Genomic DNA, 23,708 nt, shown 5'->3' on the forward strand with positions numbered 1-23,708 from the left:
GTGCTCGAAAACGGATTGGAACCAATCAATCAGAAGTCCGATACTTGGGTTCCCCCCGATCCCCCACGACAGAAGAGACACCATGGACACCAAGCCGATCCAGATCAACCGCCGCAGCGCCAACATCGTCGAAGGCAAGAGCCGCGCGCCCAACCGCTCCATGTTCTACGCCATGGGCTACGAGGAAGGCGACTTCAAGAAGCCGATGGTCGGCGTCGCCAACGGCCACAGCACCATCACGCCCTGCAACTCGGGCCTGCAGAAGCTGGCCGACGCTGCCATCGCCGGCATCGAGGAAGCCGGCGGCAACGCACAGGTGTTCGGCACGCCCACCATCTCCGACGGCATGGCCATGGGCACCGAGGGCATGAAGTACTCGCTGGTCAGCCGCGAAGTCATTTCCGACTGCATCGAAACCTGCGTCGGCGGCCAGTGGATGGACGGCGTGCTGGTGGTCGGCGGCTGCGACAAGAACATGCCCGGCGGCCTGATGGGCATGCTGCGCGCCAACGTGCCGGCCATCTACGTGTACGGCGGCACCATCCTCCCCGGTCGCTACAAGGGGCAAGACCTGAACATCGTGAGCGTGTTCGAGGCCGTGGGCCAGAACGCCGCGGGCAACATGAGCGACGAAGACCTGCACGAGATCGAGAAGCGCGCCATTCCCGGCACCGGCTCGTGCGGCGGCATGTACACGGCCAACACCATGTCCAGCGCCTTCGAGGCGCTGGGCATCTCGCTGCCCTACTCGTCGACCATGGCCAATCCGCACGATGAAAAAGCCAACTCGGCCAAGGAATCGGCCAAGGTGCTGATCGAAGCCATCAAGAAAGACCTGAAGCCGCGCGACATCGTGACCAAGAAGGCCATCGAGAACGCAGTGGCCGTGATCATGGCCACGGGCGGCTCGACCAATGCGGTGCTGCACTTCCTGGCGATCGCGCACGCGGCCGAGGTCGAATGGACCATCGACGACTTCGAGCGCATGCGCAAGAAGGTGCCGGTGCTGTGCGACCTGAAGCCATCGGGCAAATACCTCGCGGTCGACCTGCACCAGGCGGGCGGCATTCCGCAAGTGATGAAGGTGCTGCTGAACGCAGGCCTGCTGCACGGCGATTGCATCACCATCTCGGGCCAGACGATTGCCGAAGTGCTGAAGGACGTGCCCGATGTGCCGCGCGCCGACCAGGACGTGATCCGCCCGATCGACAAGCCGATGTACGACCAGGGCCACCTCGCCATCCTGAAGGGCAACCTCTCGCCCGAAGGCGCGGTCGCCAAGATCACCGGCCTGAAGAACCCCGTCATCACCGGCCCGGCGCGCGTGTTCGACGACGAGCAGTCAGCACTGCAGGCCATCCTGGCCGGCAAGATCGTGGCCGGCGACGTGATGGTGCTGCGCTACCTCGGCCCCAAGGGCGGCCCGGGCATGCCGGAAATGCTGGCACCCACGGGTGCGCTGATCGGCGCGGGCCTCGGCGAAAGCGTCGGCCTGATCACCGACGGCCGTTTCTCCGGCGGCACCTGGGGCATGGTGGTCGGCCATGTGGCGCCCGAAGCGGCCGCCGGCGGCACCATCGCCTTCGTGAACGAAGGCGACTCGATCACCATCGACGCGCACAAGCTGGTGCTCGAACTGAACGTGCCCGAAGCCGAGATCGCGAAGCGCCGCGAAGGCTGGAAGGCACCGGCACCGCGCTACACGCGCGGCGTGCAGGCGAAGTTCGCGTTCAATGCGTCCAGCGCCAGTTCGGGCGCAGTGCTCGACAAGTTCTGATCGGGGCTATTGCGTGAAACACCGAGGAACCGGCTTCGCCGGGCCTCAGGTGTTGCCCCCGGCAGGGGGAAGGCGAAGCGGACACGAAGTGCCGCGCAGCCTGGGGGCGAGCCCTACTTCCGGCGCTGCCCGTTGCCGGTCTTCATGCCCATGTTGGTCTTCTGGCGATCGATACGATCCTGCTTGCGCCGGTCTTCCCGCTCGATGACCCTGCGTTTGGTATAGCCCGACGAATCGGCCCAGGCCCACCATGCGACGGCCATTGCAAACGGGGACAGCACGATCCACCAGCTCCAGCCGGCGACCATGCCCACTTCCAAATACTTGAGGGCCAATCCAAGCAGGCCCAGCGCCAGAAACCACATCGCGAATCCCTCCGGGTTGTATTGGCACGCACCCGTACGACGTGCACGGCGCTACCTACAATCGCGTTGAGTCGAATGTAACTCAGCCCTTACGAAATACGCCCCATGAAAAGAGTCTTGTTGTCGGCAGCCCTCGGCCTCGGCCTTGTCGGACTCGCCGCACCCGCCTTCGCCGACCTCGCCCTGGCAACCTCGAAGAACTGCATGAGCTGCCACGCGGTCGAGCGCAAGGTGCTCGGCCCGGCATTCAAGGACGTGGCCGCCAAGTACAAGGACGACAAGGGTGCCGTCGACACTCTTGCCAGCAAGATCGTCAAGGGCGGCTCCGGCGTATGGGGGCCGGTGCCGATGCCGGCGAACAACCAGGTCAGCGAAGCCGACGCCCGGAAGCTCGCAGCCTGGGTGCTGTCGACGAAGTAGGTTCCGGGGGCATCACGCCTGCGGGTTGATGTCCACCGGCAGCGGCCTGCGCTCGATGCGGTCTTCGAGTTGGCCGATGTGCGCGGCCACGGTGTTGTCGGTCTGATCCGAGCGCAGGCGGATCGCGGTTTCGAGCTGCTCCAGGCGCGCCAGCATCGCCGCCTGCCGGTCGGCGTTCTGCGCCATGTGCTTGTTCTCCTGCGCCTCCAGGAAGTTGCGCAGTTCGGTGAAGCGCGAGGCCTCGGCCTTGTCCGCAAGGTCGCGCTGGACCTGCATTTCCTTGGTGTGGCGCTTGGTTTCGATCAGCACCGAGCTGTGCAGGTACAGCACGTAGACGAGGAAGAAGGCAGCCAGCACCACCGTCAGCCCCAGCATGATCAGGCCCAGCGGCGCCGAGACGGTCATGAAACCCAGCCATACGTTGGTGGGTGCGGACAGCGTGCCCCAGTTCAGCGCGGCGAGCGCTGCGATGAGCAGCACGATGACAAGAAGAAAAGCGGATCTCACGCCCATGGGGGCCTCCTTCGGAAAGATCGGACACATCGGAAACGCCCATGCGCGTCGAGGCGCACGGTGCTCCGGATGGTTTTACCTCAGCGAAGGGCCCGGTTCGGCGTGGATGGCCGCTTAAACGGCCATGTCCTACAGCACCGTTCAGTTGGTCTGTGACAACTGTTCCAGAATGGCCGGATTCTCAAGCGTCGAGGTGTCCTGCGTGATCGCCTCGCCCTTGGCGATGCTGCGCAGCAGGCGCCGCATGATCTTCCCGCTGCGCGTCTTGGGCAGGTTGTCGCCGAAGCGGATGTCCTTGGGCTTGGCGATGGGGCCGATCTCCTTGGCCACCCAGTTGCGCAGTTCGTTGGCAATCTGCCTGGCTTCCTCGCCGGTCGGGCGAGCGCGTTTCAGCACGACGAAGGCGCACACGGCCTCGCCCGTCACGTCGTCCGGACGGCCGACCACCGCGGCTTCGGCCACGAGATCGGTCTTGGACACGAGGGCCGACTCGATCTCCATCGTGCCCAGGCGGTGGCCCGACACGTTCAGCACGTCGTCGATGCGGCCCGTGATGCGGAAGTAGCCGCGGTCGGCGCTGCGCACCGCACCGTCGCCGGCCAGGTAGATGGTGCCGCCCATTTCCTCGGGGAAATAGCTCTTCTTGAAGCGCTCGGGATCGTTCCAGATGGTGCGGATCATCGAGGGCCACGGCCGCTTGATGACCAGCATGCCACCGGCGCCGTTGGGCAGGTCCTTGCCGGTCTCGTCGACGATGGCGGCCATGATGCCCGGCAGCGGCAGCGTGCACGAGCCCGGCACCAGCGGCGTGGCGCCCGGCAGCGGCGTGATCACATGGCCGCCGGTCTCGGTCTGCCAGAAGGTGTCGACGATCGGGCAGCGCTCGCCGCCGATATTGCGGTGGTACCACATCCAGGCTTCGGGATTGATGGGCTCACCGACCGAGCCGAGGATGCGCAGGCTCGTCAGGTCCCAGTTCTTCGGATGCACCTTCTCGTCGCCCTCGGCCGCCTTGATGAGCGAGCGGATCGCGGTGGGCGCCGTGTAGAACACCGACACCTTGTGCTTCTCGATCATCTGCCAGAAGCGGCCCGCATGCGGGAAGGTAGGAATGCCCTCGAACACCACCTGCGTGGCGCCGGCCGCGAGCGGGCCGTAGGCGACGTACGTGTGGCCGGTGATCCAGCCGATGTCGGCGGTGCACCAGAACACGTCTTCGGGGCGGATGTCGAAGGTCCAGTCCATCGTGAGCCTGGCCCACAGCAGGTAGCCGCCGGTGGCGTGCTGAACGCCCTTGGGCTTGCCGGTGGAGCCCGAGGTGTAGAGGATGAAGAGCGGGTGCTCGGCATTCACCGGCACCGGGGCGCATTCGGTGCCCTGCCCTTTCAGCGCCTCGGCAAAGGTCTTGTCGCGGCCTTCGACGCGCGTCCATGCGGTGGGCGTGCGCTCGTAGACGAACACGGTCTTGATCGATTCGCAGCCGCCCAGCGCGATGCCGTCGTCCACGATGGCCTTGAGCGGCAGTTCCTTGCCGCCGCGCATCTGGTAGTTGGCCGTGATGACCGCCACCGCGCCCGCATCGATGATGCGCTCCTGCAGCGCCTTGGCCGAGAAGCCGCCGAACACCACGCTGTGGGTGGCGCCGATGCGCGCGCAGGCCTGCATGGCGATCACGCCCTCGACCGTCATCGGCATGTAGATGACGACGCGGTCGCCCTTCTGGATGCCCGCGGCCTTCAGCGCGTTGGCGAACTGGCTCACGCGGGCCAGCAGCTCCTTGTAGGTGACGTTGGTGACGGTGCCGTCGTCGGCTTCGAAGACGATGGCGGTCTTGTTCTCGACCGGGGAGCCCATGTGCCTGTCGAGGCAGTTGGCGCTGGCGTTGAGCTCGCCGTCGCCGAACCATTCGTAGAACGGGGCCTTCGATTCGTCCAGCGTCTTCGTGAAGGGCTTGGTCCATTGCAGGTTGCTCTTGGCCAGGCGGGTCCAGAACCCTTCGAAGTCCTCCTCGGCCTCCTTGCACAGGGCCTCGTAGGCGGCCATGCCGGAGATGCGGGCGCCTTCGGTGGCGCGGGCGTCAGGGGGAAATACACGGTTCTCGACGAGGACGGATTCAATGTTCTTCGATGCGCTGCTCATGCTTGTTGTCTCCTGGAAGGTGCGGCCGTAATGTCGGTGGCCGCACTTACGGGTCACTGACGGGTTCGATGTTAGTTCGCAGGGTTATCACGAGTACGACACAGGGGCACACCTAGAATCCGCGGTCTTTCATCTCTCGCCCGCCAATGTCCGCTACCGATCCTTTCGACACCCGGAACCCGCCCGTACCAGCCCGTGGTTCGCCGCTGCGCCCCCTGCCCAAGCTGATTTTCGCGAGCCGCTGGCTGCAGTTGCCGCTCTACCTGGGCCTGATCGTGGCGCAGGCGGTGTACGTGGTGCACTTCCTTGTCGAGCTGCTGCACCTGGTCGAAGCCGCCTTCGGCAGCCAGGATGCTCTGCAGGCGCTGATCACCAGCATCGGCTACAAGACCACGGCGCCGGTGGGCACGCTCAACGAGACGGTGATCATGCTGGTGGTACTCGCGCTGATCGACGTGGTGATGATCTCGAACCTGCTGATCATGGTGATCGTGGGTGGCTACGAGACCTTCGTGAGCCGCATGGACCTCGAAGGCCACCGCGACCAGCCCGAATGGCTGAGCCACGTGAACGCCTCGGTGCTCAAGGTGAAGCTGGCCACCGCCATCATCGGCATCAGCTCGATCCACCTGCTGAAGACCTTCATCAACGCGGACAACTACACCGACCGCGTGCTGATCGCGCAGACCGCGATCCACATCGCCTTCCTGTTCTCGGCCATGGCCATCGCCTATACCGACAAGCTGATGAACGAAGCCGCAGCCGCCAACACGCACCACTAAGGCGTGTCCCAGGCCGGCGTTTCAGTGAAGCGCGCGGCCAGGAAATCGAGCATCGTGCGCAGCGTGGCCGGCATGTGCTTGCGCGAGGCATATACCGCGTACATGCCCACCACCTGCGGCTCGAAATCGCCGAAAAGCCGCACCAGTTCCCCTTCCTGCAGCAGTGGCGCCGCCAGATAGGTCGGCAGCATCGCGATGCCTGCCCCGGCCCGGGCCAGGCACATCAGGCTGGCTGCATCGTTGGCCGAGACATTGCCGCCCACGGCCACCGAGGCCGGCTCCCCCGTGCCCTTGCGCGTGAAATTCCAGAGGCTGCGCCCGAAGTACGAATGCGTGAGGCAATTGCGCTGCGCCAGCTCTTCCACGCGCAGCGGCTGGCCGTGCTCCTTCAGGTACGCCGGTGACGCGCACACGACCGAGCGGCAGTCGGTGAGCCGGCGCGCGATCAGGTTGGGGTCGATCTCCGCGGCCACGCGAATGGCCAGGTCGATGCGCTCGTCGACCAGGTTCACGGCCCTGTCGAGCAGCACCAGGTCGACAGCCACACCCGGGTAGAGCCGCACGTAGTCGGCCACCGCATCGGCCAGTTGCGCCTGCGCGAACGAGGTGCTGGCCGTGATGCGCAACTGCCCACGCGGCGCCTCGGCCGGATGCCGCACCGCGGCCTGCATGTCGCCGGTGAGCTCGAGCACCTGGCGGCAGCGCGGCAGCAGTTCTTCGCCAGCGGCTGTGAGGCTCAGCCGGCGCGTCGTGCGGTGCAGCAGGCGCGCACCGGTCCATTGCTCCAGCTCGGCCACGTAGCGCGTGACGACCGGCCGGGACAGGTCGAGCTTGTCGGCCGCGGCCGAAAGGCTGCCCGAATCGACCACGTTCACGAACACGCGCATTGCATTCAGTCGGTCCATTTGAACGATTTTAGGAATAAACAAGCGCGCAAATCGAGGTATTTCTTTCGAAAACAGAAACCTAAGATGCGATTCATTCCATCCGATCCTTTCGATCTTTCACAGGAGTCCCTCATGAGCCACATCGCCATCATTGGAGCCACCGGACGCGCCGGCGGCCGCCTTCTCGAAGAAGCCCTGCGCCGCGGCCACACGGTCACTGCCATCGCGCGCAAGGCCAGCGCCAAGCTGGCGGGCCGCGCCAACGTGAAGGCCGTCGACCTCGACGTGCTCGACGGCGCCGCGCTCGAGAAAGCCCTGGCCGGCCATGACGCCGTGTTCAGCGCCGCGCACTTCTCCACCGTGCCGCCTGCGGCCATCATCGAACCCGTGAAGCGCGCGGGTGTGAAGCGCCTGCTGGTGGTCGGCGGCGCCGGCAGCCTGTTCGCGGCGCCCGGCCTGAAAGTGATCGATACGCCGAACTTCCCCGACGCCTACCGCGCCGAAGCCTCGGCCGGCGGCGTGTTCCTCGAGGCGCTGCGCAACGAGAAGGAACTCGACTGGACCTTCCTGTCGCCCTCCGCCGAGTTCGTCGAAGGCGAGCGCACGGGCAAGTTCCGCCTGGGCAAGGACGACCTGCTTGTGAGCGCCGAAGGCCGCAGCTGGATCACGTTCGAGGACTACGCAATCGCGTTCATCGACGAGCTCGAAAAGCCGGCGCACCCGCGCCAACGCTACACCATCGGGTATTGAAGCTCGCCCCCAGGCTGCGCGCACTTCGTGTCGCTTCGCCAACCCCCTACCGGGGGCGGGCCGGCCGCTTCGGGCGGCCGTGCGCGGCGGCCCCCGCGAGTGACGGCCCCCACCACGGCATCAGCGGCCGGTCATGTTCTCCGGCACCACCCACTGGTCGAACTGCTCGGCCGTGAGGTGGCCCGATGCAATTGCCGCCTCGCGCAGGCTCGTGCCTTCCTTGTGCGCCTTCTTCGCGATGTACGCCGACTTGTCGTAGCCGATGTGCGTGTTCAGCGCCGTCACCAACATCAGCGAGCGCTGCACCAGCTCCGTGATGCGTTCACGATTCGGCTCGATGCCCACGGCGCAGTGGTCGTTGAAGCTCACCATGCCGTCGGCCAGCAGGCGCACGCTCTGCAGGAAGTTGTGCGCCACCATCGGGCGGAACACGTTCAGTTCGAAGTTGCCCGAGGCGCCGCCGATGTTGATGGCCACGTCGTTGCCGAACACCTGTGCGGCGAGCATCGTGACGGCTTCGCTCTGGGTCGGGTTGACCTTGCCTGGCATGATCGACGAGCCGGGTTCGTTCTCCGGGATGCTCAGTTCGCCGATGCCGCTGCGCGGGCCGCTGGCCAGCCAGCGCACGTCGTTGGCGATCTTGTTCATGCTGGCGGCCAGCGTCTTGAGCGCGCCGTGGGCGTGTACCAGCGCGTCGACGCTGGCCATGGCTTCGAACTTGTTCGGCGCGGTGACGAAAGGCAGGCCCGTGAGCTTGGCCAACTCGGCGGCCACCTTCTCGGCATAACCCTTGGGCGCATTGAGCCCGGTGCCGACGGCCGTGCCGCCCAGCGCCAGTTCGCACAGGTGCGGCAACGCGGCACGCACATGCGCCTCGCCGTGCGCCAGTTGCGCCACGTAGCCCGAGAACTCCTGGCCCAGCGTGAGGGGCGTGGCGTCCTGCAGGTGGGTGCGGCCGATCTTCACGATGTCGGCGAAATCCTTGGCCTTCTGGTCGAGCGTGCCGCGCAGCTTGGCGATGGCCGGCAGCAGCTTGTGCGTGATCGCCTCGACGGCGGCCACGTGCATTGCGGTCGGGAACACGTCGTTGCTCGACTGGCTGCGGTTAACGTCGTCGTTCGGGTGCACGAGGCGCCCTTCCCCGCGTTCGCCGCCGAGGATTTCGCTCGCCCGGTTGGCCAGCACCTCGTTGACGTTCATGTTGGTCTGCGTGCCCGAGCCGGTCTGCCAGACCACCAGCGGGAACTCGCCCGGGTGCTTGCCGGCGATGACTTCATCGGCCGCTGCCACGATGGCGTTCGTCTTCTTCTGGTCCTGCAGGCCCAGCGCGTGGTTGACCACGGCCGACGCACGCTTCACCTGGGCCAGCGCCTTGATGATCTCGCGCGGCTGCTGCTCGCCGGAGATGTCGAAGTTCTGCAGCGAGCGCTGCGTCTGCGCACCCCACAGCTTGTCGGCCGGCACGTCGATCGGTCCAAAGGTATCGCGCTCGGCACGGGTCTTGGGGGAAGTCGTCATGGTGAAAAAGCTCCGCAGTCTTGGATGGTCGCGCCGCCTGATCGGGCGCGAGGCCGAGTATCGGCCAATAAGAATAGCTCGCATCTGACGGGGCCATTGGGCCGCCGCCGACATTACGTTACGCCCGTTGGGTTGACTCGCGTCATGTCAAAAAGTTATAATCATGGGCTTCAGACGACCAACAAGTCATGTTGATCGGCCCTGCACTACTCGCGGATCTCCGAATCCCGTCGCGGTGCAAGGTTCTCCCCGCCGGGCCCTGCCCGGCAAACCGGCCGGATCGTTTCCGGCCCCACTGCCACGCCACCTTTCGGCGGGCACTGGTTTCGTCGCCACGTCGTCTTCAGTGCCTGTCGGCAGCCCCAGAGGCTCGCCGGGCCATTGCACGCGTTTTCCTCACGCGCTCTCTGTTCGGACAGTCCCATCGGCTGATGGCGTGACCGTTGCCGTCCTCCGGGGCGGTGCTGTGTCCAACCTTCACCCAAGGAGCCCCGGCATATGGCCAAAGGAATTCTCATCGACCATGTTTTCAAGGTGTTCGGCGACGCGCCCGGGCAGGCCCTGAAACTCGTGCGGCAAGGTTTCTCGAAGAAGGAAATCCTCGCCGAGACAGGCCAGTCGATCGGCGTGTTCGATGCCACCTTCGAAATCCAGGCCGGCGAGATCTTCGTGATCATGGGCCTCTCGGGATCGGGCAAGTCGACGCTGGTGCGCCTGTTGAACCGGTTGATCGAGCCGACCGCCGGGCGCATCGTGATCGATGGCGCCGACATCAACGAGCACTCCGACGCCAAGCTGCGCGCGCTGCGCCGCAAGGACATCAGCATGGTGTTCCAGTCGTTCGCGCTGATGCCGCACATGACGGTGCGCGAGAACACCGCCTTCGGCCTCGAACTGTCGGGCACGAGCAAGAAAGAGCGGCTCGCGCAGGCCGATCAGGCGCTCGCGCAAGTAGGCCTTGCAGGCTGGGGCGACAGCTATCCCGATGAGCTTTCCGGCGGCATGCAGCAGCGCGTGGGACTGGCGCGCGCGCTGGCCTCGGACCCGTCGATCCTGCTGATGGACGAGGCCTTCTCGGCGCTCGACCCGATCATCCGCACCGAAATGCAGTCGGAGCTGCTGCGACTGCAGAAGGAACAGCGCCGCACCATCGTCTTCATCTCGCACGACCTGGATGAAGCGATGCGCATCGGCGACCGCATCGCGATCATGAAGGACGGCCAGGTGATCCAGGTCGGCACGCCCGACGAGATCCTGCGCTGCCCCGCCGACGATTACGTGCGCAGCTTCGTGCGCGGCGTGGATGCGGCGGCGGTGTTCAAGGCAGCGGACATCGCGCGCAAATCGCTCACCGTCGTGTGCGAGCACCCCGAGCGCGGTGCGCGCGCGGCGCTCAAGGTGCTGGAAGACCAGGACCGCGACTTCGCCTACGTGACCAGCCCGAACAGGCGCTACCTGGGCGTGGTGTCGGCGGACACGCTGCGCAGCGCGCTCGATGGGCATTCGGGTCCGCTGGGGCTGCAGCACGCGTTCCTCGACGACCTGCCGCGCATCGACGCCGAAGCCCCCGTGGCGGGCCTGATCGGCCAGCTCGCGCAGGCACCGTGCGCGCTGCCGGTGGTGGCCAGCGACGGCCGCTTCTGCGGTGCGATCAGCAAGACGACGCTGCTCAAGTTCCTCGACCGCGACACGCCGCCGATCGAGCCCGTCTTGCCCAACGCCGCCCCCGCGCTCGCCGCCGAGCCGCACTGAATTCACGGAGGACCTTGAACGATGAACGACAACACACTTCCTTCCGACCTGGGCACGCCGGTGCTGGACACGCCCGCAGCCCCCACCTTCGTCGATCCGTGGGAAGCACTCTCGGCCGCGCCCGACACCTCTGCCACCAGCGCCTGGCTCGATGCCCCTGTCGACACGGCCCACCAGCTGGCCGGATCGGCCAATGCCGCGACTGACGGCCTCCAGCTGCACCGCCTCTGGGACGGGTCCCTGCCCGTCGAATCCTGGATCAACCAGGGCCTCGGCTGGGTGGTGGAACATTTCCGGCCCTTCTTCCAGACCGTGCGCCTGCCCATCGACAGCACGCTGAACTGGGTCCAGGGCCTGCTCACCGGCTTGCCTACGCTGGCGATGATCGCGTTGATCGGCCTCTTCGCCTGGCAGTTCGCCGGCCGCGCGCTGGCCGTCGGCACCACGGTCGCGCTGCTGCTCGTGGCGATGCTGGGCATCTGGCCCGAAGCCATGGTGACGCTGTCGCTGGTGCTGACCTCGCTCGTGTTCTGCATGTTCATCGGCCTGCCGCTGGGCGTGCTGCTGGCCAGCAGCGACCGGGCCCAGCGCCTCATGCGCCCGCTGCTCGACGCCATGCAGACCACGCCAGCATTCGTGTACCTCGTGCCGGTGGTGATGCTGTTCGGCATCGGCAACGTGCCGGGCGTGATCGTGACGATCATCTTCGCGCTGGCGCCGCTGGTGCGCCTGACCAGCCTGGGCCTGCGCCAGGTGCGGCCCGACCTCATCGAGGCCGCTCGCGCCTACGGCGCTTCGCCATGGCAGATGCTGGTGAAGGTGCAACTGCCGTTGGCCATGCCGTCGATCATGGCGGGCATCAACCAGGCGCTGATGCTGTCGCTGTCGATGGTGGTGATCGCCTCGATGATCGCCGTGGGCGGCCTGGGCCAGATGGTGCTGCGCGGCATCGGCCGGCTCGACATGGGCCTGGCGACGGTCGGCGGCCTGGGCATCGTGCTGCTGGCGATTTCGCTCGACCGGCTGACGCAGGCGATGGGCAAGTCGCGCCGCAGCGCGGGTCGCCGCTGGTGGCACACCGGGCCGGCCGGCTTCTCGCTGCGCGTGCTGCAGCGCTTGCTGGGCACGCCGTCGCGCGCTGCGAACGCGCCTGTTCCCGCCTTGTCCACGCAAGCGCAATGACCCGCCACGGAGGAATTCAACGCATGAAGAAAACCACTCTCATCGCACGCAGCTTTCTGGCCCTCGGCTTCGTCGCCTTCGGCATGGCCGCGCAAGCCGCCAACGACCTCCCCGGCAAGGGTGTGACCGTGCAGCCGCTCAAGAGCTCGCTCGCCGAAGAGGCGTTCCAGACGCTGCTGGTGATGCGCGCGCTCGAAAAGCTCGGCTACACGGTCTAGCCCATGAAAGACCTGGAGCCCGCCACCGAACACCTCGCCATCGCCAACGGCGACGCCACCTTCATGGCCAACCACTGGAGCCTGCTGCACGCCGACTTCTACAAGAACAGCGGCGGCGACGCCAAGCTGTGGCGCAGGGGCGTGTACTCCGACGGCGCGGTGCAGGGCTACCTGATCGACCGCAAGACAGCCGAGCAATACAACATCACCAACATCGCGCAGCTCAAGGACCCGGCCATTGCGAAGCTGTTCGACACAGACGGCGACGGCCGTGCCGACCTGACAGGCTGCAACCCCGGCTGGGGCTGCGAACTCGCGATCGAAAAACACCTGACGGCCTATCAGCTGCGCGACACCGTCACGCACAAGCAGGGCAGCTATGCCGCGCTGATGGCCGACACCATCGCCCGCTTCAGGCAGGACAAGCCGGTGCTGTACTACACCTGGACGCCCTACTGGGTGAGCGCCGTGCTGCGTCCGGGCGCGGACGTGGTGTGGCTGCAGGTGCCGTCCTCTTCGTCGCAGGGCGACGGCGCCGACACGCGGTTGCCCAACGGCAAGAACTACGGCTTCCAGGCCAACCAGGAGCAGATCGTCGCCAACCGGGCTTTCGTCGAGAAGAACCCCGCGGCCGGCAGGCTGTTCGAGGTGATGAAGCTGCCGATCGGCGACATCAATGCCCAGAACCTGCGCATGAGCCAGGGCGCCAATACCCAGCAAGACCTGGAGCGGCACACCGATGGTTGGATCAAGGCGCATCGGCCGCTGTTCGACGGCTGGATCGAGGAAGCCCGGGCGGCGGCGAGGTAGGCGCGCCGGCTGAGATAATCGGGGGGCGTTCCACACTCCAAAAAACACCCCCCCACCATGACGACCACGATCCAGCAGGCCGACCTGATCGAATCGATCAGCGCCGCGCTGCAGTACATCAGCTACTACCACCCCGCCGACTACATCGCCCATTTGGCCCGCGCCTACGAGCGCGAGCAGAGCCCCGCGGCCAAGGACGCCATCGCGCAGATCCTGACCAACAGCAAGATGAGCGCCACGGGCCACCGCCCGATCTGCCAGGACACCGGCATCGTCAACGTGTTCCTCAAGGTGGGCATGGACGTGCGCTGGGGCGGCTTCACCGGCAGCCTGGACGACGCCATCAACGAAGGCGTGCGCCGCGGCTACAACCACCCCGACAACACGCTGCGCGCCTCGGTCGTGGCCGATCCGCAGTTCGACCGCAAGAACACCAAGGACAACACGCCCGCGGTGATCTTCACCGAGATCGTTCCCGGCAACACCGTCGAAGTGACGGTCGCGGCCAAGGGCGGCGGCAGCGAGAACAAGAGCAAGCTGGTCATGCTGAACCCCGGCGACAGCGTGGTCGACTGGGTGCTCAAGACCGTGCCGACCATGGGCGCCGGCTGGTGCCCGCCGGGCATGCTGGGCATCGGCATCGGCGGCACGGCCGAGAAGGCCGCGCTGATGGCCAAGGAAAGCCTGATGGACGACCTCGACATGCACGAGCTGCAGGCCAAGAAGAAGTCGGGCGCCGAACTCAGCAAGGTCGAGGCGCTGCGCATCGAGCTGTACGAGAAGGTCAACGCGCTGGGCATCGGTGCGCAGGGCCTGGGCGGCCTGGCCACCGTGCTCGACGTCAAGATCCAGATGTACCCGACGCACGCGGCCAGCAAGCCAGTGGCGATGATCCCCAACTGCGCGGCCACCCGCCATGCACACTTCGTGATGGACGGCAGCGGCCCGGTGTACCTCGATCCGCCGTCGCTCGACCTGTGGCCCAACGTCAACTGGGCACCCGACGAAAAGAAGAGCAAGCGCGTCGACCTCGACAAGCTCACGCCCGCCGAAGTGGCGAGCTGGAAGCCCGGCGACACCCTGCTGCTCAACGGCAAGATGCTCACCGGCCGCGATGCCGCACACAAGCGCATCCAGGACATGCTGGCCAAGGGCGAGAAGCTGCCGGTGGACTTCACCAACCGCGTCATCTACTACGTCGGCCCGGTCGATCCGGTCGGCGATGAAGCCGTGGGCCCCGCCGGCCCCACCACCGCCACGCGCATGGACGGCTTCACCGAGATGATGCTGGCCCAGACCGGCCTGATCGCGATGATCGGCAAGGCCGAGCGCGGCCCCGTCGCCATCGAGGCGATCAAGAAGCACAAGAGCGCCTACCTCATGGCTGTGGGCGGCGCCGCCTACCTCGTGAGCAAGGCCATCAAGACCGCCAAGGTGGTGGGCTTCGCCGACCTGGGCATGGAAGCGATCTATGAATTCGACGTGGTCGACATGCCCGTGACGGTGGCGGTCGATGCCGGCGGCACCAGCGCGCACATCACCGGCCCTGCCGAGTGGCAGAAGCGCATCGCCAGCGGCGAGTTCAAGACCATCATGATGGAAGAAGCTTGAGCGCCGCTCGGCCGCCCGCAGGCGCTCGCACCGCAGTGCGCAGCACGGAGGTTTCCGAGTGACCGCTGTAGGCGTCTTCGACAGCGGGGTCGGCGGCCTCAGCGTGCTGGCCGCGCTGAGGGCCGAGCTGCCGCAGGAGAACTTCGTCTACTTTGCCGATACGGCCTATGCGCCGTACGGCGAGCGCGGGGACGCCTACGTGATCGAGCGCTCGCGCTCGGTGGTCGAGCATCTGCGGCGCGAGCATGCAGTCAAGGCGCTCGTGGTGGCTTGCAACACAGCCACCACGGCCGCCATCCACTTGCTTCGGGCCGAGCATCCCGACCTGCCCATCGTGGGGCTGGAGCCCGGCCTCAAGCCCGCGGTGTCGGCCAGCCGCACCGGACGCGTGTCAGTGATGGCCACGCGAGGCACCCTGGCCAGTGCCAAGTACGCGGCCCTGCGCGCTTCGTTCGCCGGATCGGCAGACGTACGCTCCGTGCCGTGCGACGGGCTCGTGAAGGCCATCGAAGGCTTCGACGCTGCGGGTATCGCGGCGCTGTGCGAGCGCTACATGAAAGAGGCCGGGCCTTTCGGCGACGGCCCCGATGGTGTCGACACCGTGGTGCTGGGCTGCACCCACTACCCGCTCGTGAAAGACGAATTGAGCCGGCATGCACCGGCGACGCTGCGCTTCATCGACACCGGCGTGCCGGTCGCGCAGCAGGCGCGGCGCCTGCTCGCGTCGGCAGGTCGACTCGCGGATGGCGGCGTCGGCAGCCTGCTGCTGCAAAGCAGCGGCAACGTCGCCGTGCTCGAAGCGGCGGCCGCCCGCTGGCTCGGGCTTCCCACGGCCACCGAAGCCTGACCTCGATGCGCCTGCTGCGCCACGCCGCTCTACTCTTCTGCCTCTCGGCCGCCGGGCTGAGCCACGCGGCCTGCGAAAGCGGACTGGCCGAGCGCATGCACGCCAAGCTGCATCCCCACCGGCCGCTCGACGAGCGGCTCGCGGCCTGCAAGGTCTGGCCGGCTTTTCCGGGGCGCAGCATCGTCGTGCTGCCCATGCCGCGCGAAACGACCGACCACGGCGCCAAGGTCTTCGATCTCGAGATCCTGCTGATCCAGCGCCCCGACAACGGCAACACCGAACGCGACACCGTCATCGCCCGGCTCCTCCAGCCCGAGGCGCTCGACGAGGACGCCACCACCTCGATCCAGGACATCCGCATCGACACCTCGCGCTACGTGCTGTCGCCCGAGGCCCGCGCCTTCGGCCTGCGCGTGCGCTACCGCGGCAGCAACGCGCCCGGCAGCCCGCTGGCCAGCGAAACCGTGCGGCTCTACGTGCACCATGGCAAGCAGTTGCGCGAGGTTCTGCAGGAGATCGAGCTGGACCACGACCATGGTGGATGGGACGCCACCTGCACCGGCCACTTCGACAAGCTGCGCACCATGTTGTCCGTCGGCAAGGGCAGCAGCAACGGCCTTGCCGACCTGCAGCTGTCGCGTACGCTGCTGCAAAGCCGCGCGCAGGAGCAGGAAGACCAGGGCTGCGTGGAAAAGGCATTGCCCCCGAAATTCAACACCGTCACGCTGCGCTACGACGGCGAGCGTTTCAAGGTGCCGAAGTCGCTTCGCCAGCAGGTGCCCTGAACGCCTTCAGGCCGGGCTGCGAAGAGCGGCAGCGCGGCCCCGCTCCATGCGGATTGGCAACAGGAGCAGCAACCCCGCCACGAACAGCACCGCTGTCGAGAGAATCGCGATGCGCTGGTTGCCGCCGAAGTAGGCCGCAAACACCGCCGTGATGACGACCGTGGTGTAGCCCGAATTGGCGAAGTCGTACATCGCCCAGCCGAACACCTCGCGCTTGCGTACCCCTGGGCGCAGCGCGGAGGCGGGAAACAGGGCCACGAGGCCTTGTCTATGAAGAGTGGATCAATGCAGGTGGCGCGGACGGCGGCCGCCGCCGTGGCCACCGCCGCTGCCGGGACCGCCCGTGCCGCGCGGACGCTTGCCGATCTCGAGCGAGTTCACGAGCGCGTCGAAACGGTCGCTGAAGAGGCGGTCGATCTCGGAGACCACGCCACCCAGTTCGGCGCCGTCGAAGTGGCGCTCCATGAGATTGACGACGTCTTCCACCAGCAGATCGCGCTGCACCTGCATGATTGCTGCCGGGTTCGGGCCGACGAACAGCATCAGGAAGTCGTCGCGTGATTCTTCCTCGGGGTCGCCCTCTTCCTCGTCGAAGTCGGTGTCGTAGAAGGTGACCTCGATGGCCGCACCGCGCTCGGAGAGCTCGTTCAGGGCCATGCACATCTCGTCGAGGGCCTGGCGGAAGTCTTCATCGCCGGGCACGGTCCAGCACATCTGCAGCGTGTGGTCCTTCTGCTCGAAGCGGATTCCGGGCTCTTCTTCGTAGGTGCTGGTGGCACCGTCGGCCAGCGATTTGGCACCGGCGTACTTCCAGAGGGGCTTGAGCGCCTCCTGGATCTGGTCGAAGGTCACGTCCGAACGCAGCGGCACGTCGCCGTGCACATGGATCTCAAATGGAGCGTTGTAGCGAGGCATCGAATGCTCCCTTGTAAGTGTGGTACCCGGAACGGGGGTCGAACCCGTATGCCCCGATTAAGGAAGCGGCGGATTTTAAGTCCGATGTGTCTACCAATTTCACCATCCGGGCGTCAGGTTGAACATCGACGATAACCCAAACAAAACAAGCCCCGGCAACATGGGTTGGCGGGGCTTGGTCGTCGGGGTCGAATCGAGTTGAACGAGAAGGTGGAGGCGCGACCCGGAGTCGAACCGGGCTAGACGGATTTGCAATCCGTTGCATAACCGCTTTGCTATCGCGCCACGCAGAAATACGAAATCGACCTAGCGAAAAAAAGGGAAGCTGCTGCTTCCCTTTTTCAAAACTGGAGCGGGAAAAGAGTCTCGAACTCTCGACCTCAACCTTGGCAAGGTTGCGCTCTACCAACTGAGCTATTCCCGCGTTTCGAGCCTCGAATTATATATCAGTTTTTCGAGGCTCCACAAGTTTTGCGATCAACCAGTCAGTGCTTGATCGAACCTTCCGCGGCGGGTGCCGCCGCTCGCTGCTTGGCCAGTTCGGCCACGGCAGCAGCAGATGCAGCCACCTCTTCGTCGGACAGCGGCTCGGGCATCTTCTCGAGCGCGATCTCGAGGACCTTGTCGATCCACTTCACGGGCACGATCTCGAGGCCGTTCTTCACGTTCTCTGGGATGTCCTGCAGGTCCTTGGCGTTTTCCTCCGGGATCAGCACGGTCTTGATGCCACCGCGCAGTGCCGCCAGCAGCTTTTCCTTCAGGCCGCCGATGGCGGTGACCTCGCCGCGCAGCGTGATCTCGCCGGTCATCGCGACGTCGCCGCGCACGGGGATGCCCGTGAGCGCCGACACGAAGGCCGTCGTCATCGCCGCGCCCGCGCTCGGGCCGTCCTTCGGCGTCGCGCCATCTGGCACGTGGATATGGATGTCGCGCTTCTCGAACACCTCGTCCTTGATGCCCAGGCGGCGCGAGCGGCTGCGCACCACGGTGCGTGCAGCCTCGACCGATTCCTTCATCACATCGCCCAGCGAACCGGTACGGCTGATCACACCCTTGCCGGGCATGGTCACGGCTTCGATCGTCAGCAGGTCGCCGCCGACTTCGGTCCACGCAAGGCCGACCACCTGGCCGACCTGGTTCTGCTTCTCCGCGAGGCCGAAGCTGTACTTGCGCACGCCGAGAAACTCGTTGAGGTTCTTGCCGTCGACCGTGACCTTGGGCGTGAGTTGCTTGAGCAGCAGGCCCTTCACCACCTTGCGGCAGATCTTGGACAGTTCGCGCTCGAGCGAACGCACGCCCGCTTCACGCGTGTAGTAGCGCACGATGTCGCGCACGGCCTCTTCGGTGACGAAGAGCTCGTCGTCCTTCACGCCGTTGTTCTTCATCTGCTTGGGCAGCAGGTACTTGATCGCGATGTTGGTCTTCTCGTCCTCGGTATAGCCCGAGAGGCGGATGACCTCCATGCGGTCGAGCAGCGCCGGCGGGATGTTCATCGAGTTCGAGGTGGCGACGAACATCACGTCGCTCAGGTCGAAGTCGACTTCCACATAGTGGTCGCCGAAGGTGTGGTTCTGCTCGGGGTCGAGCACCTCGAGCAGCGCGCTCGACGGGTCGCCGCGGAAGTCGGTGCCCAGCTTGTCGATTTCGTCGAGCAGGAACAGCGGATTGCGCGTGCCGATCTTGCTCAGGCCCTGCAGCACCTTGCCCGGCAGCGCGCCGATGTAGGTGCGGCGGTGGCCGCGGATCTCGGCTTCGTCGCGCATGCCGCCCAGCGCCATGCGGGTGTACTTGCGGCCGGTCGCTTTCGCGATCGACTGCCCCAGCGAGGTCTTCCCGACACCCGGTGGGCCCACGAGGCACAGGATGGGTGCCTTCACCTTGTCTACGCGCTGCTGCACCGCGAGATATTCAAGGATGCGATCCTTGACCTTCTCGAGGCCATAGTGGTCGGCATTGAGCACCGCCTCGGCATTGGCGAGGTCGTGCTTGATCTTGGTCTTCTTGCTCCAGGGCAGGCCGATCAGCACGTCGATGTAGTTGCGCACCACGGTAGCTTCGGCCGACATGGGCGACATGAGCTTGAGCTTCTTGAGTTCGCCTTCGGCCTTCTTCAGGCCTTCCTTGGACATCTTGGCGAGCTTGATCTTCTTCTCGATCTCCTCGATGTCCGCGCCCTCTTCGCCTTCGCCGAGCTCCTTCTGGATGGCCTTGACCTGCTCGTTGAGGTAGAAGTCGCGCTGGTTCTTCTCCATCTGGCGCTTCACGCGGCCACGGATCTTCTTGTCGACGTTGAGGATGTCGACCTCGCGCTCGAGCTGCCCGAACAGATTCTCCAGGCGTGCCTTGACGTCGTCGAGGTCAAGCACGGCCTGCTTGTTGTCGAGCTTGAGCGGCAGATGGGCGGCGATGGTGTCCGCGAGGCGGCCCGGATCGTCGATGCTCGAAATCGAAGTGAGGATCTCGGGCGGGATCTTCTTGTTCAGCTTGACGTACTGGTCGAACTGCTGCATCACCGCACGGCGCAGCGCCTCGACCTCGGTGCCCTTCTCGCCGCCTTCGGGCGCCACGACGGGCGTCACGTTGGCCGAGAAGTGCGTCTCGCCGTCATCGATGCGGTTCACGCGTGCGCGCTGCTGGCCTTCGACCAGCACCTTCACGGTGCCGTCGGGCAGCTTGAGCATCTGCAGGATGGTCGAGACGCAGCCGACTTCGAACATGTCCTCGACCGAGGGCTCGTCCTTGGCGGCAGCCTTCTGCGCCACCAGCATGATGCGGCGCTCCGCCTCCATGGCAAGTTCGAGTGCCTTGATGCTCTTGGGGCGTCCCACGAAGAGCGGGATCACCATGTGGGGAAACACCACGACGTCGCGCAGCGGCAGCAGCGGCAGGTCGAGGGCTTCGGAAGGCAGAGGGGTGTGGCCAGACATGCAGATCCTTCGGGTCTTTGGCTTTAGGCCTTTTTCGCCGCTTCGCGGTACACGAGCAGCGGGGGCTTGTTTTCGTCGATGGTCGATTCCTCGACCACCACCTTGTCGACATTGGTCGCGTTCGGCAATTCGAACATGGTGTCGATCAGCGACTGTTCAAGGATCGAGCGCAGGCCGCGTGCGCCGGTCTTGCGGGCCAGCGCCTTGCGTGCGATCGCCTTGAGCGCCGCCGGACGGATCTCCAGATCCACGCCTTCCATCTGCAGCAGCTTGGTGAACTGCTTCACCACGGCGTTCTTCGGCTCGGTCAGGATCTGGACCAGCGCATCCTCGCTGAGTTCCGCGAGCGATGCGACCACGGGCATCCGGCCCACCAGTTCGGGAATCAGGCCGAACTTGATCAGGTCTTCAGGCTCGACTTCGCGGAACACCTCGGTGATGCTGCGCTGGGCCTTGCTCTTGACCGCAGCGCCGAAGCCGATACCCGAGGCCTCGGTGCGGTTTTCGATGACCTTCTCCAGGCCCGCGAACGCACCGCCGCAGATGAACAGGATGTTGGTCGTGTCGATCTGCAGGAAGTCCTGGTTTGGGTGCTTGCGCCCGCCTTGCGGCGGCACGCTGGCCATCGTGCCTTCGATGAGCTTGAGCAGCGCCTGCTGCACGCCCTCGCCCGACACGTCGCGCGTGATCGAGGGGTTGTCGGACTTGCGCGAGATCTTGTCGATCTCGTCGATGTAGACGATGCCGCGCTGGGCGCGCTCGACCTCGTAGTTGCAGCTCTGCAGCAGCTTCTGGATGATGTTCTCGACGTCCTCGCCCACGTAGCCGGCTTCGGTCAGCGTGGTGGCGTCGGCCATCACGAAAGGCACGTCGAGCATGCGCGCGAGCGTCTGCGCCAGCAGCGTCTTGCCCGAGCCCGTAGGGCCGATCAGCAGGATGTTGCTCTTGCTGAGCTCCACGTCGTCGCCCTTGGCCTTTTCCTTGTGGCGCAAGCGCTTGTAGTGGTTGTAGACGGCCACCGACAGCATGCGCTTGGCCGGCTCCTGGCCGATCACGTAGTTGTCGAGGTTGGTCTTGATCTCGAGCGGCGTCGGCAGGTCGCTGCGTGCTTCACGCGCTTCTTCGCCCGCGGGGAGCTCGTCGCGGATGATCTCGTTGCAAAGGTCGATGCACTCGTCGCAGATGAAGACCGAAGGGCCCGCGATCAGCTTCTTGACCTCGTGCTGGCTCTTGCCGCAGAACGAGCAATAAAGCGTTTTTTCGCTGGAGGAGCCTTTTTTATCGGCCATGGACTTTTGCCTCGTTACAGGGTAGGGACAATGATAACTAAACAAAAACGGCGTTTCCCGTGTGGAAAACGCCGTTTTTTGCCTTTTGCGCCACAGGGCGCCGGACAGTTTTAACCGCGCTTGGCGACGACCTGGTCGACCAGACCGTATTCCTTGGCCTCGTCGGCCGTCAGGAAATAGTCGCGTTCGGTGTCGGTCTTGACTTTTTCCAGCGGCTGGCCGGTGCGTTCGGCCAGGATGCGGTTCATCTGGTCCTTGGTGCGCAGGATGTCGCGCGCATGGATCTCGATGTCGGTGGCCTGGCCGCGTGCGCCGCCAAGCACCTGGTGGATCATGATCTTCGAGTTGGGCAGCGAGAAGCGCTTGCCCTTCTCGCCGGCCGCCAGCAGGAAGGCGCCCATGCTGGCCGCGAAGCCGAGACACATGGTCGACACGTCGGGCTTGATGAACTGCATGGTGTCGTAGATCGCCATGCCGGCGCTCACGCTGCCGCCCGGGGAGTTGATGTAGAACGAGATGTCCTTGTCCGGGTTCTCGCTCTCGAGGAACAGCAGCTGCGCCACGACGAGGTTGGCCGTCTGGTCGTTGACCTCGCCCACCAGGAAAATGATGCGCTCCTTGAGGAGGCGCGAATAGATGTCATAGGACCGCTCGCCGCGGCCCGACTGCTCGATGACCATCGGGACCATGCCGAGGCCTTGGATTTCCTGTGCGCTCATGAATTTGCTCTCCGAGAAATGGAATCGTTCGCTGTTTCTGAACTGTACGCCTGAGTGAAATGGGGCTCGTGCCGCAAAGCACAAGCCCCATTGGCGTTACCGTAGCGGCGGATCAACCCTGCTGCTGCGCCATCAGCTCGTCGAACGACACCGACTTTTCGTTGACCTTGGCCTTGCCCAGGACGAAATCGGTCACGTTGTTCTCGATGACCACGGCTTCGACTTCCGCCAGGCGGTTGTTGTCGCTGAAGTACCAGCGCACCACGTCGGCCGGCTTTTCGTAGCTGGCGGCCAGCTCGTCGATGTGGGCCTTGATCTGCTCGGGCTTGGCCTGCAGGTTGTTGGCGCGCACCAGTTCGGCGACCACCAGGCCCAGGCGCACGCGGCGCTCGGCTTGCGGGCGGAACACTTCGTCGGGGATCGGAGCCTTGTCGGCGTCCTTGATGCCGCGCTGCTTCAGTTCGGCGCGGGCGCCTTCGACCATGCGGTTGACTTCCGACTGCACGCTGGCGTTCGGCAGGTCGAGCTCGGCATTGGCCACCAGGGCGTCCATCACGGCGTTCTTGTTGCGCGCCAGCAGGCGGAACTTCACTTCGCGCTCGAGGTTGCGCTTGATGTCGGCGCGCAGGCCTTCGACGGTGGCTTCGGCAATGCCGAGCGACTTGGCCAGTTGTTCGTTGACTTCGGGCAAGTGCGAGGCTTCGATCTTCTTCAGGGTGACCATGAAGTCGGCCTGCTTGCCGGCCACGTCCTTGCCGTGGTAATCGGCCGGGAACGACAGTGGGAAGGTGCGGCTGTCGCCGGCCTTCATGCCGCGCACGGCGTCTTCGAATTCCTTCAGCATCTGGCCTTCGCCGACCACGAATTGGAAGTCTTCGGCCTTGCCGCCCTGGAAGGGCTCGCCGTCGATCTTGCCTTCGAAGTCGACGGTCACGCGGTCGTCGTCCTGCGCAACGGCGTCTTGCGCGCGCTGGGCGAAGGTGCGGCGCTGCTTGCGCAGGATGTCGAGCGTCTTGTCGATGGCTTCGTCGCCCACTTCGGCCGAGAGCTTCTCGACTTCGGCGCCGGTCAGGTCGTTGATCTTGACTTCGGGGAACACCTCGAACACCGCGTCGAAGGCCAGCTCGCCTTCGGGCGACTCTTCCTTCTCGGTGATGCGGGGCTGGCCGGCCACGCGCAGCTTGGCTTCGTTGGCGGCTTGCGAGAAGGCCTCGCCGACCTTGTCGTTCATGACTTCGTAGTGCACCGAATAGCCATAGCGCTGGGCCACCACGTTCATCGGCACCTTGCCGGGACGGAAGCCGTCCATCTTGACGGTGCGCGCGAGCTTCTTGAGGCGCGAATCGACTTCGTTCTGGATGGTGCCGACCGGCAGGGTCAGCGTGATCTTGCGTTCGAGCTTCTCGAGAGTTTCAACGGTCACGGTCATGATGTCTTCCTGGTAAGGGGGCCGGTGCGCGGGGCCTGCATCTTTTTTATCAATACAGATCAAGGACTTACAC

General features: G+C 65.4%; 19 protein-coding genes, 3 tRNA genes and 2 pseudogenes. 10 read left to right on the plus strand and 14 right to left on the minus strand.

Annotated features, from left to right (window positions below):
• Positions 1-82 precede the first annotated feature (82 nt).
• Positions 83-1,777, plus strand: coding sequence for a dihydroxy-acid dehydratase (gene ilvD / locus PMI12_RS04970; RefSeq protein ID WP_007829745.1), 1,695 nt, complete (start codon positions 83-85; stop codon positions 1,775-1,777).
• Positions 1,778-1,890: 113 nt separating this feature from the next.
• Here ilvD and PMI12_RS04975 read toward each other — a convergent pair whose 3' ends face one another.
• A complete protein-coding gene (locus PMI12_RS04975; RefSeq protein ID WP_007829747.1) occupies positions 1,891-2,142 on the minus strand; it encodes a TIGR04438 family Trp-rich protein in 252 nt (83 codons plus the stop codon).
• A gap of 105 nt (positions 2,143-2,247) precedes the next feature.
• On the opposite strand from PMI12_RS04975, the gene PMI12_RS04980 reads away from it, so the two are divergent.
• Entirely contained in the window at positions 2,248-2,562 is a 315-nt protein-coding gene (locus PMI12_RS04980; protein ID WP_007829749.1) for a c-type cytochrome, read from the plus strand.
• 12 nt (positions 2,563-2,574) lie between these two features.
• On the opposite strand, the gene PMI12_RS04985 is transcribed toward PMI12_RS04980, so the two are convergent.
• Together PMI12_RS04985 and acs are read right to left on the minus strand one after the other, a co-directional pair.
• Positions 2,575-3,075: a hypothetical protein gene (locus PMI12_RS04985; RefSeq protein WP_007829756.1), complete on the minus strand. Its 501-nt coding sequence runs from the start codon at positions 3,073-3,075 to the stop codon at positions 2,575-2,577.
• Between the two features lie 141 nt (positions 3,076-3,216).
• Positions 3,217-5,214 carry an acetate--CoA ligase gene (gene acs, locus PMI12_RS04990; protein WP_007829758.1) on the minus strand — a complete coding sequence of 666 codons (1,998 nt, stop codon included), beginning with the start codon at positions 5,212-5,214 and terminating at the stop codon, positions 3,217-3,219.
• Positions 5,215-5,360: 146 nt separating this feature from the next.
• Here acs and PMI12_RS04995 point away from each other — a divergent pair, with 146 nt between their 5' ends.
• Positions 5,361-5,996, plus strand: a complete 636-nt coding sequence (locus tag PMI12_RS04995) for a YqhA family protein (protein ID WP_007829761.1) — start codon at positions 5,361-5,363, stop codon at positions 5,994-5,996.
• Here PMI12_RS04995 and PMI12_RS05000 read toward each other — a convergent pair.
• Positions 5,993-6,901 (minus strand): LysR family transcriptional regulator, encoded by a 909-nt coding sequence (locus tag PMI12_RS05000; RefSeq protein ID WP_042672848.1) that lies wholly within the window; start codon positions 6,899-6,901, stop codon positions 5,993-5,995. The genes PMI12_RS04995 and PMI12_RS05000 overlap by 4 nt on opposite strands.
• A 114-nt stretch (positions 6,902-7,015) precedes the next feature.
• Here PMI12_RS05000 and PMI12_RS05005 point away from each other — a divergent pair, with 114 nt between their 5' ends.
• Positions 7,016-7,633, plus strand: coding sequence for an NAD(P)-dependent oxidoreductase (locus PMI12_RS05005; RefSeq protein WP_007829765.1), 618 nt, complete (start codon positions 7,016-7,018; stop codon positions 7,631-7,633).
• A gap of 120 nt (positions 7,634-7,753) precedes the next feature.
• Here the strand turns inward: PMI12_RS05005 and fumC are convergent, their stop codons facing one another.
• Positions 7,754-9,151: a class II fumarate hydratase gene (fumC, locus tag PMI12_RS05010; protein ID WP_007829767.1), complete on the minus strand. Its 1,398-nt coding sequence runs from the start codon at positions 9,149-9,151 to the stop codon at positions 7,754-7,756.
• A gap of 498 nt (positions 9,152-9,649) precedes the next feature.
• On the opposite strand from fumC, the gene proV reads away from it, so the two are divergent.
• The 6 genes and pseudogenes from proV to PMI12_RS05040 all read left to right on the plus strand — a co-directional run bounded on the left by proV (position 9,650) and on the right by PMI12_RS05040 (position 16,356).
• Positions 9,650-10,903 (plus strand): glycine betaine/L-proline ABC transporter ATP-binding protein ProV, encoded by a 1,254-nt coding sequence (gene proV / locus PMI12_RS05015; RefSeq protein WP_007829769.1) that lies wholly within the window; start codon positions 9,650-9,652, stop codon positions 10,901-10,903.
• Between the two features lie 21 nt (positions 10,904-10,924).
• Positions 10,925-12,085 carry a glycine betaine/L-proline ABC transporter permease ProW gene (gene proW, locus PMI12_RS05020; RefSeq protein WP_007829770.1) on the plus strand — a complete coding sequence of 387 codons (1,161 nt, stop codon included), beginning with the start codon at positions 10,925-10,927 and terminating at the stop codon, positions 12,083-12,085.
• Positions 12,086-12,108: 23 nt separating this feature from the next.
• Positions 12,109-13,113 (plus strand): annotated as a pseudogene (gene proX / locus PMI12_RS05025) (glycine betaine/L-proline ABC transporter substrate-binding protein ProX).
• Between the two features lie 57 nt (positions 13,114-13,170).
• Positions 13,171-14,724 carry a fumarate hydratase gene (locus PMI12_RS05030; protein WP_007829775.1) on the plus strand — a complete coding sequence of 518 codons (1,554 nt, stop codon included), beginning with the start codon at positions 13,171-13,173 and terminating at the stop codon, positions 14,722-14,724.
• Between the two features lie 58 nt (positions 14,725-14,782).
• Positions 14,783-15,571, plus strand: coding sequence for a glutamate racemase (gene murI / locus PMI12_RS05035; RefSeq protein WP_007829776.1), 789 nt, complete (start codon positions 14,783-14,785; stop codon positions 15,569-15,571).
• Positions 15,572-15,576: 5 nt separating this feature from the next.
• Positions 15,577-16,356, plus strand: coding sequence for a hypothetical protein (locus tag PMI12_RS05040; protein ID WP_007829777.1), 780 nt, complete (start codon positions 15,577-15,579; stop codon positions 16,354-16,356).
• Between the two features lie 120 nt (positions 16,357-16,476).
• On the opposite strand, the pseudogene PMI12_RS28650 reads toward PMI12_RS05040, so the two are convergent.
• From PMI12_RS28650 to tig, 9 genes and pseudogenes are all read right to left on the minus strand, one after another.
• Positions 16,477-16,614 (minus strand): annotated as a pseudogene (locus PMI12_RS28650) (MFS transporter); the annotation flags it as partial.
• 24 nt (positions 16,615-16,638) lie between these two features.
• Entirely contained in the window at positions 16,639-17,271 is a 633-nt protein-coding gene (locus PMI12_RS05050) for a DUF6806 family protein (protein ID WP_007829779.1), read from the minus strand.
• 20 nt (positions 17,272-17,291) lie between these two features.
• Positions 17,292-17,383: transfer RNA gene (locus tag PMI12_RS05055), tRNA-Leu, on the minus strand.
• A 99-nt stretch (positions 17,384-17,482) separates the two neighbouring features.
• Positions 17,483-17,556: transfer RNA gene (locus PMI12_RS05060), tRNA-Cys, on the minus strand.
• 63 nt (positions 17,557-17,619) lie between these two features.
• Positions 17,620-17,695 (minus strand) — tRNA-Gly (locus PMI12_RS05065).
• A gap of 61 nt (positions 17,696-17,756) precedes the next feature.
• Positions 17,757-20,198, minus strand: a complete 2,442-nt coding sequence (lon, locus tag PMI12_RS05070) for an endopeptidase La (protein WP_007829780.1) — start codon at positions 20,196-20,198, stop codon at positions 17,757-17,759.
• 23 nt (positions 20,199-20,221) lie between these two features.
• Entirely contained in the window at positions 20,222-21,487 is a 1,266-nt protein-coding gene (gene clpX, locus PMI12_RS05075; RefSeq protein ID WP_007829783.1) for an ATP-dependent Clp protease ATP-binding subunit ClpX, read from the minus strand.
• Between the two features lie 110 nt (positions 21,488-21,597).
• On the minus strand, positions 21,598-22,206 hold the full coding sequence (gene clpP, locus PMI12_RS05080; protein ID WP_007829785.1) for an ATP-dependent Clp endopeptidase proteolytic subunit ClpP: 609 nt from the start codon (positions 22,204-22,206) through the stop codon (positions 21,598-21,600).
• 112 nt (positions 22,207-22,318) lie between these two features.
• Entirely contained in the window at positions 22,319-23,635 is a 1,317-nt protein-coding gene (gene tig / locus PMI12_RS05085) for a trigger factor (protein WP_007829791.1), read from the minus strand.
• Between the last annotated feature and the right edge of the window lie 73 nt (positions 23,636-23,708).

This window comes from Variovorax sp. CF313 (assembly GCF_000282635.1).
GTDB lineage: Bacteria > Pseudomonadota > Gammaproteobacteria > Burkholderiales > Burkholderiaceae_C > Variovorax.